Here is a 14,436-nt window from a genome sequence, read left to right as displayed (position 1 = left end):
CGGTACCCGCGAGTGTGGTGGGCGGTACCCACGAGCGTGGTGGGCGGCCCCGCCTGGCGCGGATCGTCGGACACGCCCTAGGGTCGGGGGCATGGCACCACCGAGCAGCGCGAACCCCCCGGGGCGGCTCCGGCGGGACGCGCAGCGCAACCGTGACCTGCTGCTCGCCGCCGCCCGCGACATGTTCTCCCGGCACGGCCTGGACGTGCCGTTGGACCAGATCGCCAGGGAGGCCGGGGTCGGCAACGCCACCCTGTACCGGCACTTCCCCACCCGCGAGGCGCTGGTCGGCGAGGTGTTCGCGGACGCCGGGGGCGGACTGGCCGCCGCGGGCGAGGAGGCGCTCGCCGCCGAGGACGCCTGGAGCGGCCTCGAACGGTACTTCGGGCGGATCTTCGAACTGGTCGCCGCCGACCGGGGCATCAACGACCTGGTCACCCAGGCCATCCCGACCATCCCCGGAATGACCGAGATCAGCCGCCGGCACGCCGCCACCGTCGGCGCCCTGATCGCCCGCGCCCAGGACCAGGGCACCATGCGCCGCGACGTGGTCACCATGGACCTGCTCTTCCTCCTCGGCCCGCTCTGCCGCGCCCTGCCCGCCGCCACCGAGCTGCGGCCCGACCTCTGGCGCCGCTACCTCGCGCTCCTGCTCGACGGCTTCCGCGCCCGGGCCGCCCATCCGCTGCCGGTCCCGCCGATCGGTGAGGAGCACCTGGACCGGATGTTCGCGGACCTCTGGGAGGCGGAGCCGCCGCAGGCCTGAGCACGCGCGGTACCGGAGCGCGCACAGGCATCAGGGACGCGTACGGAAGCGCGGCCGCCGCGTCAGAGCCGTGTCAACGGGCCGGAGCCGCGGGGGTGCGGGCCGCTTTGCTGGGGTGGAATCGGCGCGGTCCGGTGCACGGGCGGCCGGGCACCAGGACGCGCGGGCGGACGGAGAGGCGGGAGCGGGGACATGGGGGACAGTGGTGCGGACGAGCGCCGGATCGTGGTCGGCGTCAGCGGCTCGCTCGGCAGCCTCGCCGCGCTGCACCACGCGGTGGCCGAGGCTCGCCGGACGGACGCCGAGGTGCTGGGGGTGCTCTGCTGGACCCCGCCCGGCGACGAACTCGGCTACCGCCGCACCCCGTGCCCGCCGGTGGTCGACGCCGGCCGCGACGCCGCCGTGGCCCGGCTGCGGCAGGCCCTCGACGAGGCCTTCGCCGGCCGCCACGCGGGCGTCCGGCTGCGCTGCCAGGCCGTCCGCGGCGACACCGGCCACACCCTGGTGCGGTGCGCCGACCGGCCCGGGGACCTGCTCGTCCTCGGCGCCGGACGGGAGCGCGGCCCTCTCGCCCGACTGGTGCACCCCTCGGTCGCCGCCTACTGCGTCCGGCACGCCACCTGCCCCGTCCTGGCCGTCCCGCAGCCGCCGTTGCAGCGGGATCTGGCGGCCCTCCGACGTGGCCACGGGTTCAGGGAGTCGGCGGCGGGGAACCGCGGCCGGAGCGTCTCCGGCAATCCCTAGGACAGCCCGGCCGCCCAGGTGGCGCCGGCGGCCGGAGCGCGGACGTCCATCAGCCGCCCGGCGGTGTACGGAACCACCTCGAGCCGAGTGCCCGTCATCCGGGGTTCCCCTCCGATTCGGTGAATGATCACGGGGCTGCTACTGTACTTCTCGTCGCGAGGGAGTGATTCCTCGCCAGGCGTCAGTGGTGCTACCAGAGCACGCCCTACTTTCAGTAGGGAGAGTCCGTGCGACCCGGGCCTGGCGCTCCGGATCGGACGGGGTCCGGTGCCGAGGAATCGGCGCCGGGCCCCGTCCGCGTTTCCGGGAGGAAACGGAATCAGGACGGCTGGCGGTCGGAGCCCAGCTCGCGGGAGATCCGCAGGCCGACCTGGGCGACGACCGGCCCGAGGGCGCGGACCCGGGCGGCGGTCATCCGTGAGGTGAGACCGGAGACGGACAGGGCGGCGGTGACCTCGCCGGTGTGGTCGAAGATCGGGGCGGCGACGCAGCGGACCTCGGGCTCGTTCTCCCGGTCGTCGATCGAGTAGCCGCGGGCGCGGATCCGGGCCAGGTCGGCGCGCAGCCGGGGCTCGTCGGCGATGGTCCAGGCCGTCACCGGGCGCAGGCCGGCCTCGACCACCTCGGCGACGGCCTCCTCGGGCAGCCAGGCGAGGATCGCCTTCCCGGTGGCGGTGCAGTAGGCGGGGGCCCGGCTGCCGACCCGGGACGCCATCCGGACGTTGGTCTCGTCCTCGACCTTGTCCAGGTAGACGATGCCGGGGGCCTGCCAGACGGTCAGGTGGACGGTCTCGCCCGCCTCGCGCTGGAGCCGGCGCAGGTGCTCGGCGGCGACGCTGCGCAGGTCGAGGGTGGTCAGGTAGGCCTGACCGAGCCGCAGCGAACCGTGGCCGAGCCGGAACCAGCCGGTCTCGCGGTCCCGGTCGAGGAGGTGCTCGTCCAGCAGGGGGCCCGCCAGCCGCAGCACGGTGCTCTTGTTGAGGCCGAGTCCGTCGGCGAGCTGGGCGAGCGGGACGCCGCGCCCGTCGCCGTGGTCGCGGACGTAGCCGAGGACGGCGAGCGCGCGGCGCAGCGAGGAGGACTGGTTGCGTTCGGTCGCGGATTTCTTGGGCGCCGTCTCCGTCATGGGTCCGTTCCCTGGTGTTGTTCCGGCGGTGTTCCCCCGCTGGTCGGCGGCGGTTGTCAGAACGTACCCGTTCGCGGCCGGATCGCCGCATCCTCGACACAACGTTGTGCAGTGCAAAACTTTCGCCAACTCCCCCTTGTTGGCGCCGATCGCCCCCGCCTAACGTCCCTGCCATCGAGCAGGCGACGTCGCCCCACCCGAGCGCTGCACCCTGCCGTACCCCCACCACTTCACCCACCATCGGCCCCGGTCAGGGCCTGCTTCGACGTGCCCGTCCCCGGCGGCGGACGTCTCGGCGGCAGCTGTCGGGAGGGGAGGTCTCCACCATGCGACTCATCGGACGGACCGCCGCGGCCGTCATGCTCGCCGCCGGCTGCCTGGCCGCCACCGCCTGTGCCCCCGGCACCGCCTCGTCGGTGGGCGGCAAGGCCGCCGACGACCGGACCGGCACGCTGCAGGTCTGGCTGTACAGCGAGGCGGGCAACGCGGCCAAGGAGGCCGTGATCGCCAAGGCCGTGACCGAGTTCCAGGCCTCCCACCAGGGCGTCACCGTCAACGTCAGCTACATCGACACCGACGCCTCGGCCCGTGCGGCCAAGATGAAGGGCGCGTTCAACGACCCGAACAGCGCCCCCGACCTGGTCGAGTTCGGCAACACCGACCTGCCCGGCTACGTCGCCGCCGGCGGCCTCGCCGACATCTCCGCCGACCTGGACAGGTGGCAGGACAAGGGGGACCTCGACCCGGCGATCGCCAGGACCGCCGTCGTCGACGGAAAGACCTACGGCCTGCCCTGGTGGGTCGGCGTGCGCGCGCTGTACTACCGCACCGACCTGTTCACCGAGGCCGGCCTCACCCCGCCGACCTCGTACGCCGAGCTGGTCGCCGCCAACCAGAAGGTCCACGCCGCGCACCCGGACACCTTCGGCATCGCCGTCGGCGGCAAGTACACCTTCGGTGCGCTGCCCTTCGTCTGGGACGCGGGCGGCGACATCGCCGCCAAGGACGGCTCCACGTTCAAGGCGGCGATCGACTCGCCCGCCTCGCAGGCCGGCATCAAGCGCTACACCGACCTGTTCGGCCCGGACGGCTGCCCCGCCCAGCAGTGCGCGGACCTGACCGGTGGCAAGATCATCGACCTGTTCGCGGCCGGCAAGTCCGCAATGGCGCTGATGCCCAACTCCGCCCGCAGCAAGGTGGACGCGGGCGCGGTCAAGGGCAGGTACGGCGTGGTGCCGCTGCCCGGCGAGAAGCCCGGCTCGATCGCCCCGGCCTTCGCCGGCGGCAACAACCTGGGCGTGATGAAGGCGGCCAAGCACCGCACGCTGGCGGTCGAGTTCGCGCAGCTGCTGGCGGGCCCCGGGTACCAGGAGCAGATGTACGACGCGATGGGCAACCTGCCGACGCTCAAGTCCGTCAGCGGCAGGGTCGCGGCGAAGGACACGTTCCTGAAGCCCTTCACCGACACCATCGCGGCCGGCACGAAGTTCGTCCCGCTCGACCAGGCGTGGGCGCAGATCGACGCCCAGTCGGTGATCCCGACGATGCTCCAGCAGGTCGTCACCGGCAAGGCGGACGTGGCCAAGGCCTCGGCCGACGCCGCCGCGCAGATCTCCTCGGCCTTCGCCGCGCACTGACGGCCCCCTCCCGGTTCGCCTCAGAGAGCAGGTCCCGCAAGTGTCCGTATCCACCCCGACCGCCCCGGCGCCGCCTTCCCCGCAGCGGCGCCGTGGGGGCAGGGCGCCGGCCGCACCCCCGGGCGGCCGGCGCCGGCGGCCCCCGCTGCTGCTGCTCCTGCCGGCCGCGGTCGTCCTGATCCCGCTGGTCGCCTACCCGATCTACCAGCTCGGCCTGCTGTCCGTCCTGGACTTCGGGCAGGCCCAGGCCTCCGGCGGCGCCCCGACCTCCTTCGTCGGCTTCGGCAACTACACGAGGATCCTGGAGGACGAGCAGTTCTGGACGGTGCTCGTCCAGACCATCGGCTTCGCCGCGTTCTGCGTGGTCGCCACCCTGGCCGTCGGCGCCACCCTCGCGGTGCTGCTCACCAGGGTCGGCCGGTGGCCGCGGCTGGTGCTGACCACCGCGGCGATGGCCGCCTGGGCGGCGCCGGCGATGACCGGTTCGACGGTGTGGAGCTTCCTGTTCGACACCAACCTCGGCCTGGTCAACCACACCCTGGAGGGGCTCGGGCTCTCCGGCTTCCACGAGTTCAACTGGTTCTACGACAAGTGGACGGCGTTCCTGGTCGTCGGCGCCGTGGTGGTGTGGCACTCCTACCCGTTCGTGATGGTCACCCTCTACGCGGGCATCCGTGCCATCCCGGAGGAGATCCTGGAGGCGGCCGCCCTGGACGGCGCCGGCACCTGGACGACCTTCCGCCGGATCACCGCGCCGATGCTGCGGCCGATCCTGACGGTCGTGGTGATCCAGTCGGTGATCTGGGACTTCAAGGTCTTCACCCAGATCTACGTGATGACCGAGGGCGGCGGCATCGCCGGCCAGAACCTGGTGCTCAACGTGTACGCGTACCAGAAGGCGTTCGCCTCCTCGCAGTACGGGCTGGGCGCGGCGATCGGCGTGATCATGCTGCTGATCCTGGTGATCCCGACGGTCCTGTACATCCGCACGCTGCGACGGACGGGGAACGAACTGTGAGCCCGGCGAACTCCCTCCCCGCCGCTGCGCCGGCATCGGCGCCAGCGTCGGCGCCGACGCCCACGTCGGCATCGGCCAGGTCCGTCGGTGGCCGCCGGAACATCCGGGGCCGGTGGCGGCTGGCCGCCGACACCGGCGCGATCGTGCTGGCCGTGGTCACCGCCTTCCCGATCTTCTGGATGGTGCTCTCGGCCTTCAAGCCCAAGGGCGAGATCCAGTCGCTCGACCCCAGGCCGTGGACCGCCCACCCCACGCTGGACAGCTTCCGTCAGGTGCTCAGCGTGGACGGCTTCGGCCGCTACTTCGCGAACAGCCTGGTGGTGGCGCTGTCGGTGGTGGTGCTGTCGGCGGTCGTGGTCTTCCTGGCGGCGGTGGCCGTGACCAGGTTCCGGTTCAGGTTCCGCACCACCATCATGGTGATGTTCCTGATCGCCCAGATGATCCCGGTCGAGGCGCTGACCATCCCGCTGTTCTTCATGTTCCGCGACGCCGGCCGGTTCGCCCCGGGCATCGGGCTGAACACCCTGGCCTCGCTGGTCCTGGTGCAGCTGGCGTTCTCGCTGCCGTTCGGGATCTGGATGATGCGCGGCTTCGTCGCGGCCGTCCCGGTCTCGATCGAGGAGGCGGCGCAGATCGACGGGGCCGGCCGGACCCGCATCCTGTGGCGGATCCTGCTGCCGCTGGTGGCGCCCGGCCTCGCCGCGACCAGCGTGTTCTCCTTCATCGCGGCGTGGAACGACTTCGTCTTCGCCAAGACCTTCATCATCAGCGCCACCCAGAACCAGACGCTCCCCTCGGCGCTGCTGGTCTTCTTCAAGCCGGACGAGAACGACTGGGGCGGCATCATGGCGGCGTCCACGCTGATGACCGTGCCGGTGCTGATCTTCTTCATCGCGGTGCAGCGCAGGCTGGTCTCCGGGTTGGCCGGCGCGGTGAAGGACTGACGTCGGCCGAGGGCCGCGCACCCGGGAGTCCCCGCCGTCGGCCGGGACTCCCGCGGCCGTCAGAGGACCGCGGCCGTCAGATGCTCGCAGTCGTCAGATGCTCGCAGCCGTCGGAGGACCGCAGTCGTCGGAGGACCGCGGCCGTCCGGTTCCCGCGGCGGTCCGGGCCCACGCCGACGGCCGTGGCCGTTCGGCTCAGGAGACGAAGCCGACGATCTGACCGTCCCTCCAGCGCTGCGCGAGCCGGAGCCAGCCGGCGACCTCCGCCACGGCCTCGGCCACCTCGCGTTCCGGCACGGGGGTGCGGCCTTCGCGCTCGGCCCGCTCGAACTGGTCCAGCGCCGTCCGGCAGTCCTCGGCCGACCAGGTGCTGCAGGAGGGCACGTCGCAGTGGGGCAGTCCGTCGGGCAGGCCGCCGTACCGGAACTCCGCGACCGAGACGGCGGTGATCCCGTACGCCTTCAGGCCCCCGTCCACGACCTCCAGCCAGTCGCCCCGGAACGGGCCGAAGGAGTCGACCTCCAGGGGCTGCCCGACCAGCCAGCACAGCCGCCGGTAGGCGTAGCCGTACTGGAAGGCGTGGTCCTCGTCCGCGGCGAAGGGCCCGCCGTGCACCACGGCGCGCAGGGCCTCCCGGGCGGTCGGAGCGCCCTGGGCGATCTCGTCGGCGAAGTACTCGTCGGACCTGTCCAGGGACGGGCCGAAGTACGCGAGGGCCTCGTCGACCGCCCCGTCGTTGCGGCTGCCGACGCGGGCGCGGAGCTCCGCGGGGTCGACCAGGTATGCGCTCAGGAAGGAACTCATGCCAGCACGGTAGCGGTCGCAACGGACAGCGGGCCGGGCGGGGCCGATCGTCCTGGGCGCCGGTGACCGCACTGAACCTTCTTGCCGCCGAGGCAAGTTGACTGATCGGAAGGGATGGCGCCGGCTCCGGGGCAGTGGGGCCGCAGGCGTCGGCGGCCCGGGCTCAGGCCACCGCCGCGGAGCCGTGGGACGGGACGGCGACGAGCACGAACTCCGCGCCGGCGTCGTCCCTGACCAGCGCGGCGCGGCCGTACGGCGCCGGAGCCGGCCCGGAGAGGACCGTGCCGCCGAGGGCGCGCAGCCGGTCGGCGGTGCGGTCGGTGTCCTCGGTCGCGAAGTGGACCAGCCAGCGCGCGCCCGCGCCCCGGCCGGGGCGGGAGGGGCCGATGCTGCACGCGGGCAGGCCGCCCACCCGGGCGAGGGCGTGGCCCGCCCGCGGCCGGTCGTAGGTGTAGCCGAAGACCCGGCGGTAGAACGCCCGGGCGGCGTCGGGGTCGGGGGAGAGGTGCTCGTTCCAGGCGAGCGCGCCCGGCTCGTCGACCAGGCCCGCGCCGTCGATGGTGCCGGCCCGCCAGAGCCCGAAGCGGGCGCCGAGCGGGTCGACGGCGAGCGCGGCACGGCCCTGCTCGGGCACCTCGTACGGCTCACGGGCGAGGCGCCCGCCGGCGGTCCGGACGGCGGTGGCGGTGCGCAGTGGGTCCGGGCAGGCGAGGAAGGTGGTCCAGGCGGGCGGTTCGGCCGGCAGTGCCCGTTCGACGGCCGCGACCTGGGCGCCGTACCGGGTGGCCACCGCCTCGGTGGGGGCGGTCGGGACGAACTCCCAGCCGAACAGGGCGCCGTAGAAGGCATGCGCCCGGCCCGGGTCCGGCGTCGTGAGCACGACCCAGCACGGGACCCCGGCGTGGTAGCTGCCCGGCTTCGGCATGCGGCCCTCCTGGTGGGCCCGGCGTTCCGGTGCCCGGCGCGCCGAGCGCCACCGGCCCCACCCGCCAGCCTCCGCGCCCGGCGGGTGGGCGGCAAGCGGGGTGCCCGCAGGCACGTTTCAGGACACCCCGTGCGGCCGGAACTGGATGCTGATCCGCGGGCCCACCGGGCGGGCCGTCTTGGGGATCGCGTGCTCCCAGGTGCGCTGGCAGGAGCCGCCCATCACCACCAGGTCCCCGTGGCCGAGCGGGTGGCGGACGACCGCCGGGCCGCCGGAGCGGGGCCGCAGCGCCAGGGTGCGCGGCTCGCCGACGGAGAGGATCGCCACCATGGTGTCCTCGCGGGCGCCGCGCCCGATCCGGTCGCCGTGCCAGGCCACGCTGTCCCGGCCGTCCCGGTAGTAGCAGAGCCCGAGGGTCTGGAAGGGCTCGCCCAGTTCCTGGGCGTAGTGCCGGCTCAGCTCCGCCCGGGCCAGGCCGAGCACCGGGTGGGGCGGTTCGGCGTGCGCCGGGTAGGAGGCCAGCAGGCGCGGGACGTCGACCGTCCGCTCGTACATCTCGCGGCGTTCGGCCCGCCAGGGCACGGTGGCGGCCAGCTGTTCGAACAGCTCGTCCGCCCCGTGCAGCCAGCCGGGGAGCAGGTCCAGCCAGGCGCCGTCGCCGAGCGGCTGCCGTCGCAGGCCGTCGAGCGGGCCGAGGCGGATGCCGCCGGGCTCCGTGTCGTCGAACAGCGAGGGCTGGAGGTGGACGGTGCCGTGCATGGGACCAGCGTACGCCTTCGTTCGAACGCATGCTCGAATATTCGAGTTCTAGGCTGCGGGTATGGCGATCAACGGCTTCGGGGTCACCGAGTTCCAGCTGGTACTGCTGCGCAGGATGGCCGACTTCCAGCCCGGGCTGGTCGAGGAGGCGGTGCGTCGGCTCGGCGCCACCCGGGCGTCGATGCGCGAGGCCAACAAGCGCTGGCAGGCGATGGTCCGCGCCCCTCGGTTCCCGCGCGGCGCCGCCCGCTACGCCGCCGTGCTCGGGCCGGCCGAGGCGAGCGCCCCGCGCCGGATCGGGGACCTCGCCTGTGTCGCCCGGCAGTGGACGCTGCCGCTCTGGCCCGAGCTGCGCTTCGAGATCCTGCTCGGCCCGGCGGAGATCGGCGGGCCGCTGCTCAACGAGTGGCTGGTGCGGGCGGCGGATGCGCCGGCCCCCGCGCTGCGCACCCTGGCCGACCTCGTGCCGTGGAGCTGTGTGGTGGGTGACGTCGGGGCCGCGTTCCCGCCGGCCGTGCCGCGCGAGGGGAGCGCGCCGACCAGGTTCCGGCTGGACTTCGCGGCACCGGACGCCGACGGGCGGCCGCGTCCGTGCGAGGCCGACTTCACCTGGGGGCTGCTCCAGGAGGTCCGCCCGATGGACGGCCGGCGTCAGGGCGGCCGGGGTCAGGGCGGGTCGGACCGGGGCGGGTCGGGTCGGGGTGGGCCGGGTCAGGGCATGAATATGCCGGGCTATGCAAGGTGATATTCAGTGAATGCCTTCGATTTGCAGGTCAAACCGGGAATGTGGCAGCCTAATCGCAGACATTGAAGAGCTTTGACATCGGAAAGTGAAGGATCATGTCGGACGGCGCCCGCGTCATCGTCGGAGTCAGCGGTTCACTGCACAGCCTGACGGCCCTGCACCGGGCGGCCGAGGAGGCTCGGGCCCGGCAGGCCGTCCTGGTGCCGGTGCTCGCCTGGACGCCGGTCGGTGGCGAGCGCAGCTACCGCGCCCGGCCCTGCCCGCCGCTGCTGCGCGCCTGGCAGGAGCTCGCCGAGGCGCGGATGGCGGACGTGCTGGAGCAGGCCTTCGGCGGCCTGCCGATCGGCGTGCCGGTGCGGCCGCTGGTCGTGCGCGGCGAGGCCGCGGCGGTGCTGACCGGGCTCGCCGACCGTCCGGGAGACCTGCTGGTGGTCAGCACCGGCGAGCAGGGCGGCCTGCGGGTCGGGCTGCGCAGGCTGGCGCGCCGCTCGGTCACCCGGCGCTGCCTGAGCCGGGCCCGCTGCGGGGTGCTCACCGTCCCGCCGTCCACGCTGCACGAGGACCTGCGCGCGCTGCACCGCGGCATCGACCTGCGGGAGCTCGCGGCAGCCTGACGGTCCGTCAACTCCGGTGGGTGGTCCGCCCGTCGACGATCGTCCGGGTGGGCCGCAGCTCGCGCAGCGCGTCCACCGGGCAGTCCAGCGGATCGACCGGCCACACCGTGAGGTCGGCGAACGCCCCCGGCCGCAGGCTGCCGCGCACCGCACTCTCGCCGGTCAGCCGGGCCGCGTTCACGGTGTGCAGTGCGACCGCCTCGGACCGGCCGATCGCGTGCTCCGGGCCGACCACCCCGGCCGTCGTGCCACGGGTGGTCATGCCCCACACCGACACCATCGCGCCGTACGGGCCGACCGGGAAGTCCGAGCCGCCGGTGATCAGCGCGCCCTCGTCCAGCCACTCGCGCAGCGGGAAGACCGCGGCGGTGCGCTCCTCGCCCCAGGCCCGCTGCTGGGTGAGCGCGCCGTCGTGCAGCAGCGGGTGCTGGACCGTCACCGGGATGCCGAGGGCGATCGCCCGGGCCCGCAGCTCCGGCCGGGCCAGACCGCCGTGCTCGACCACCAGCGTGCCGGGCGGCAGGCCGGGGTGGCGGGCGACCACCTGATCGAAGACGTCCAGCAGGACGCGCAGTCCACGGTCACCCCAGGCGTGCACGCCCACCCGCCGGCCCCGCCCGACCACCCGTTCCACCGCCGCGAGCAGCTCGGCCGGCTCCCAGAGCAGCCGGCCGTGGTAACACGGCTGCCCCCGGTACGGTTCCTCCACCGCGGCCGCCTCGAAACCTCCGTCGATGCCGAACTTGACGCCCCAGAGCCGCAGTCGGTCGTCGTCCTGGCCGGCGGCCCGCCAGTCGTCCATCCGGTCCAGCAGTGCGTCCACCTGCTCCGGTGTCCGGGCGGCGAAGCCGGAGACCAGCGCCCGGACGCGGACGGCCAGCGCGCCCTCGGCCCGGGCGGCGTCCAGCACGTCGAGGTCCTCGGCCGGCACCAGGCAGTCGCGGACGGTGCCGATCCCGGTGGCGGCGAAATCGGCGGAGGCGGCGCGCAGGCCCTCGATCCGCTCCGTGAGGGAGGGGCGCGGCACCACCCGCTCGACCAGCTCGACCGCCCGGTTGATCAGCCGCCCGGTGAGCCGGCCCCGCTCGTCGCGCTCGATCACACCGCCCGGCGGCGCCTCGGTGGCCTCGGTGATCCCGGCCAGCCGCAGCGCCGCCGAGTTCAGCACCATGTTGTACGCGCCGCGGCGCACCAGGACCGGGTGGTCGGCGGTGGCCGTGTCCAACTCCCCGGTGGTGGGCATCCGTTGCTCGGCCAGCAGGATCTCCTGCCAGTTGACCGTGGTGTGGATCCACTCCCCGGCGGGGGTGCGGGCGGCGCGCTCGCGGATCAGGTCGAGGAACCCGGCGAGATCGCGGGCCCGGTGCACCGGCACGCCGTGGACGCTGTGCCCGGCCAGGATCAGATGGGTGTGGGTGTCGTCGAAGGCGGGCAGCACGGTCGAGCCCGGGGCGTCCAGCACCTCGGTGCCCGGGCCGATCAGGGCGTCCAGCCCGTCGGGCGCGGGGGAGAGGGCGGTGATCCGCCCGCCGGTGACGGCGAGCGCCCGGCGGGGCGGCTCGCCGGGCACCAGGGTGTGCACGGCGGCGGCGCGGATCAGCAGGTCGGCGGGGGCGGGGTCGGTCATCGCGGCTCCTGGGAACGGGACAGCCCGGTGACCTTCTCCACGTACCGAAGGCTGGGCTCGGCGAGTAGTCCGTGCAACTCGGTGAACACCGCGCGGGCCGGCACCGCGTTCCAGTCGGCGGGCAGCAGCTGCGCCGGCAGCCCGGGGTCGAGGTACGGCAGCCGGCGCCACCGGGTGAGCATCGACACGTAGTCGCGGAACGCCTCGGCCGGATCGATCGAGGGCCGTCCGCGCAGCTTCTCGGCGGCCGGGCGCCAGGCGTCGGAGAAGGCCGCGTACTGCGCCTCGATCGCGGGGAGGTCCCACCAGCCCGCCACCGCGGTACGGGGATCGGCGAAGCCGGCGTACTCGGCGGAGAGGAACAGGTGGACGTAGGCGCTCAGCCCGAGCCGGTCCAGCAGCCGACGGGCGTCCGGCAGCAGCCGGGCGGGCGCCAGCCAGACCCCGGGGGCGGCGTTGCCGAAGCCGAGCCAGCTCAGCCGCGAGCGCAGCTGGTGGCGGTGGGCGCGGGCGGACTCGGGCACCGAGAAGACCGCCACCACCCAGCCGTCGGCGAGCACGGCGGGCTCCAGGCTGTGGAAGATCCGCCGGTCGCCCTCCTCGAAGACCGGCTCCATCGCCCCGGCGAGCCGGTACCCCGTCCCCCCGCGGCGCTCCTGGAGCAGGGTGCCGGCCTTCTTCAGCCGGGAGGTCGCCGAGCGGACGGCCGGGCCGTCGACGTCCAGTTCGGCCAGCAGGGCGATCAGGTCGGCGATGGATATCCAGCCGCCGAGGCGGCGGACGAACTCGCCGTAGACGGTGTGGATCAGGGAGCTCGGCCGGGGTGTGTGCTCGGACATGCGCGGGCCCTCCTCCCCGGCGACTGGTGGCGATCATAACGAGGCTGCGGGTCCTGGGCGGTGTCTTGCCGGTCTTCGCCGTCTCCGCCGATCGGGCGGGAACGGCGGAGCGGGTCTGCCAAGGGGTGTCCGGCGACCGGCCCCGCGCTCGCGACCGGTGCCGCCGGACACACCCGCTACGCGTGGGCGCCGGAGAGCAGGTGCCCGGCCCCGGGCGCGAAGGCGGGCAGGCCGAGGGCCCGCAGGAGCTGGTGGGCGGTGCAGACCGCGGCCGAGACCACCGGCTTGCCCAGCTGCTGCTCGGCCTCCTCGACGGCGGACAGGGACGGCATCTGCACGCAGGCCGAGAGCACCACGGCGTCCGCCTCGGTGTACGCGAGCGCGCGGGCGATCGCGGGGAGCCGGGCCGGGTCGTGGGCGGCCACGTCGAGGTTGTCGGCGATCTCCAGGGCGGCGTGGTCGAGCACCTCGATGCCCTCCGCGGCGAGGTACTCGACCACCGTGCGGGCCAGCGGGCGCAGGTACGGGGTGACCATCGCGACCTTCGCGGCCCCGAGTTCGTGCAGCCCGGCGACGAGCGCGCCGGCGCTGGTGACCACGGGCGCGGGGGCGCCGTTCCGGACGGTGCGCAGGTGCAGCCGCCGCTCGGCCTGGCGGTGGTAGCCGGGGCCGGTGGCCATCACGGCGACCAGGCAGGCGTAGCCGATCACATCCACCCGGGCGTCCGACAGCTCGGCGGCGCAGCGGTCGGACTCGCCGTCCATGGCCCGCAGTTGCTCGGGGGTGACCCTGGTCATCCGCATCCGGCTGGAGTGGAAGGTGAACCGCTCGGGCGCGACCGCCTCGCGGGCCCGCAGCAGCGCGGGGACCTCGGTCTCCATGGTGACGTTGGAACTCGGGACGATCTGGCCGATCCGGTAGGTGGTCATCGGGTGGGTGCTCCTTCCGGTCCGGGGCGGGTCAGCGGGCGTCGATCACCGGGTTGGCGAGCGTGCCGATCCGCTCGATGGTGGCCTCGACCAGGTCTCCGGGCTGGAGGAACTGCGGGGGCACCATCCCGGCGCCGACGCCCGAGGGGGAGCCGGTGGCGATCACGTCGCCCGGTTCCAGGGTGACGCCGGAGGAGATGTCGGCGATCAGCCGGGCGACGCCGAACAGCATGTGGCGGGTGTTGGAGTCCTGCCGCAGCTCGCCGTTGACCTTCAGCGAGAGGTCGAGCCGCTGCGGGTCGGGGATCTCGTCGGCGGTCACCACGACCGGGCCGAAGGGGGCGTAGCCGTCCTGGCCCTTGGAGAAGAACCACTGGCCGGAGCGGCGCTGGTCGCGGGCGCTGATGTCGTTGACGATGCTGTAGCCGAAGACGTGCCGCAGCGCGTCCTCCTCGGCGACCCGGAAGGCCGGTGCGCCGATCACCACGGCGAGTTCGCACTCCCAGTCGAGCTGCTTGGTGAGGGCGGCGTTGTGCGGGATGGGCCCGCCCGGGCCGGTGACGGCGGTCGAGGGCTTGCCGAACAGCACCGGGCGGTCGGGCAGTTCGCGGTCGGTGTCCAGGGTGCGGTGCGACTCCGCCACGTGCTCCACGTAGTTGAGGCCGACACCGACGATCTTGCCGGGGCGCAGCGGCGCGCACAGCGAGACCTCGGCGAGCGGCCTGGTGGCGGGGGCCCCGGCGAGCAGCCGGCGGGCGGTGGCCAGGGCCGGCTCCCCGGCGCGGATCAACCCGAGGAGGTCGGGGGGCAGTTGGGCCCCGGCGGCGGTGGCGAGGGCGGTCAGGTCGGCGACCCGGTCGCCGTCGATCCGGGCGCCGAGACGGGGAGTGTCGGTGCCGTCGGTGCCGTCGGCGTCGTCGGTGCGGAAGGTCAGCAGGTGCATGGTGGCGGGGCTCCTG

The 14,436-nt window shown here is 74.2% G+C and carries 15 protein-coding genes; 7 read left to right on the top strand and 8 right to left on the bottom strand.

Features of this window, described 5'->3' with window-relative positions; translation table 11 throughout:
* Positions 1 to 91 precede the first annotated feature (91 nt).
* The gene (locus ACWDBB_RS00800; RefSeq protein ID WP_449787560.1) at positions 92 to 766 is read left to right on the top strand and encodes a TetR/AcrR family transcriptional regulator; all 675 of its coding nucleotides are present in this window, start codon (positions 92 to 94) and stop codon (positions 764 to 766) included.
* 192 nt (positions 767 to 958) lie between these two features.
* Positions 959 to 1,510 carry a universal stress protein gene (locus ACWDBB_RS00795; protein ID WP_449787559.1) on the top strand — a complete coding sequence of 184 codons (552 nt, stop codon included), beginning with the start codon at positions 959 to 961 and terminating at the stop codon, positions 1,508 to 1,510.
* A 319-nt stretch (positions 1,511 to 1,829) separates the two neighbouring features.
* Here ACWDBB_RS00795 and ACWDBB_RS00790 read toward each other — a convergent pair whose 3' ends face one another.
* On the bottom strand, positions 1,830 to 2,636 hold the full coding sequence (locus ACWDBB_RS00790) for an IclR family transcriptional regulator (RefSeq protein ID WP_449787558.1): 807 nt from the start codon (positions 2,634 to 2,636) through the stop codon (positions 1,830 to 1,832).
* 326 nt (positions 2,637 to 2,962) lie between these two features.
* Between ACWDBB_RS00790 and ACWDBB_RS00785 the strand changes: the two genes are divergently transcribed.
* From ACWDBB_RS00785 to ACWDBB_RS00775, 3 genes are all read left to right on the top strand, one after another.
* Positions 2,963 to 4,273, top strand: a complete 1,311-nt coding sequence (locus tag ACWDBB_RS00785; protein WP_449787557.1) for an extracellular solute-binding protein — start codon at positions 2,963 to 2,965, stop codon at positions 4,271 to 4,273.
* Positions 4,274 to 4,313: 40 nt separating this feature from the next.
* Complete coding sequence (locus ACWDBB_RS00780; protein WP_449787556.1) at positions 4,314 to 5,291, top strand: carbohydrate ABC transporter permease; 978 nt, start codon at positions 4,314 to 4,316, stop codon at positions 5,289 to 5,291.
* A 101-nt stretch (positions 5,292 to 5,392) separates the two neighbouring features.
* Positions 5,393 to 6,235, top strand: coding sequence for a carbohydrate ABC transporter permease (locus ACWDBB_RS00775; protein WP_449787763.1), 843 nt, complete (start codon positions 5,393 to 5,395; stop codon positions 6,233 to 6,235).
* Between the two features lie 195 nt (positions 6,236 to 6,430).
* On the opposite strand, the gene ACWDBB_RS00770 is transcribed toward ACWDBB_RS00775, so the two are convergent.
* The 3 genes from ACWDBB_RS00770 to ACWDBB_RS00760 all read right to left on the bottom strand — a co-directional run bounded on the left by ACWDBB_RS00770 (position 6,431) and on the right by ACWDBB_RS00760 (position 8,723).
* Positions 6,431 to 7,039 (bottom strand): DUF7691 family protein, encoded by a 609-nt coding sequence (locus ACWDBB_RS00770; RefSeq protein WP_449787555.1) that lies wholly within the window; start codon positions 7,037 to 7,039, stop codon positions 6,431 to 6,433.
* 163 nt (positions 7,040 to 7,202) lie between these two features.
* Positions 7,203 to 7,964 (bottom strand): VOC family protein, encoded by a 762-nt coding sequence (locus ACWDBB_RS00765; protein ID WP_449787554.1) that lies wholly within the window; start codon positions 7,962 to 7,964, stop codon positions 7,203 to 7,205.
* A gap of 117 nt (positions 7,965 to 8,081) precedes the next feature.
* Positions 8,082 to 8,723 (bottom strand): alpha-ketoglutarate-dependent dioxygenase AlkB, encoded by a 642-nt coding sequence (locus ACWDBB_RS00760; protein WP_449787553.1) that lies wholly within the window; start codon positions 8,721 to 8,723, stop codon positions 8,082 to 8,084.
* A gap of 61 nt (positions 8,724 to 8,784) precedes the next feature.
* Between ACWDBB_RS00760 and ACWDBB_RS00755 the strand changes: the two genes are divergently transcribed.
* Both ACWDBB_RS00755 and ACWDBB_RS00750 read left to right on the top strand, forming a co-directional pair.
* On the top strand, positions 8,785 to 9,468 hold the full coding sequence (locus tag ACWDBB_RS00755) for a hypothetical protein (RefSeq protein ID WP_449787552.1): 684 nt from the start codon (positions 8,785 to 8,787) through the stop codon (positions 9,466 to 9,468).
* A gap of 95 nt (positions 9,469 to 9,563) precedes the next feature.
* Positions 9,564 to 10,082, top strand: a complete 519-nt coding sequence (locus ACWDBB_RS00750; RefSeq protein WP_449787551.1) for a universal stress protein — start codon at positions 9,564 to 9,566, stop codon at positions 10,080 to 10,082.
* Between the two features lie 7 nt (positions 10,083 to 10,089).
* On the opposite strand, the gene ACWDBB_RS00745 is transcribed toward ACWDBB_RS00750, so the two are convergent.
* From ACWDBB_RS00745 to ACWDBB_RS00730, 4 genes are all read right to left on the bottom strand, one after another.
* Entirely contained in the window at positions 10,090 to 11,709 is a 1,620-nt protein-coding gene (locus tag ACWDBB_RS00745; RefSeq protein ID WP_449787550.1) for an amidohydrolase, read from the bottom strand.
* Positions 11,706 to 12,548, bottom strand: a complete 843-nt coding sequence (locus ACWDBB_RS00740) for a PaaX family transcriptional regulator (protein ID WP_449787549.1) — start codon at positions 12,546 to 12,548, stop codon at positions 11,706 to 11,708. The genes ACWDBB_RS00745 and ACWDBB_RS00740 overlap by 4 nt, the downstream gene beginning before the upstream one ends.
* Before the next feature lie 176 nt (positions 12,549 to 12,724).
* Positions 12,725 to 13,477: a maleate cis-trans isomerase family protein gene (locus tag ACWDBB_RS00735; protein ID WP_449787548.1), complete on the bottom strand. Its 753-nt coding sequence runs from the start codon at positions 13,475 to 13,477 to the stop codon at positions 12,725 to 12,727.
* 31 nt (positions 13,478 to 13,508) lie between these two features.
* Positions 13,509 to 14,420 carry a fumarylacetoacetate hydrolase family protein gene (locus ACWDBB_RS00730; protein WP_449787547.1) on the bottom strand — a complete coding sequence of 304 codons (912 nt, stop codon included), beginning with the start codon at positions 14,418 to 14,420 and terminating at the stop codon, positions 13,509 to 13,511.
* Positions 14,421 to 14,436: the final 16 nt, after the last annotated feature.

The sequence above is a fragment of the Kitasatospora sp. NPDC001095 genome (genome assembly GCF_053598615.1).
This window is presented reverse-complemented; position numbering and strand designations above follow the sequence as displayed.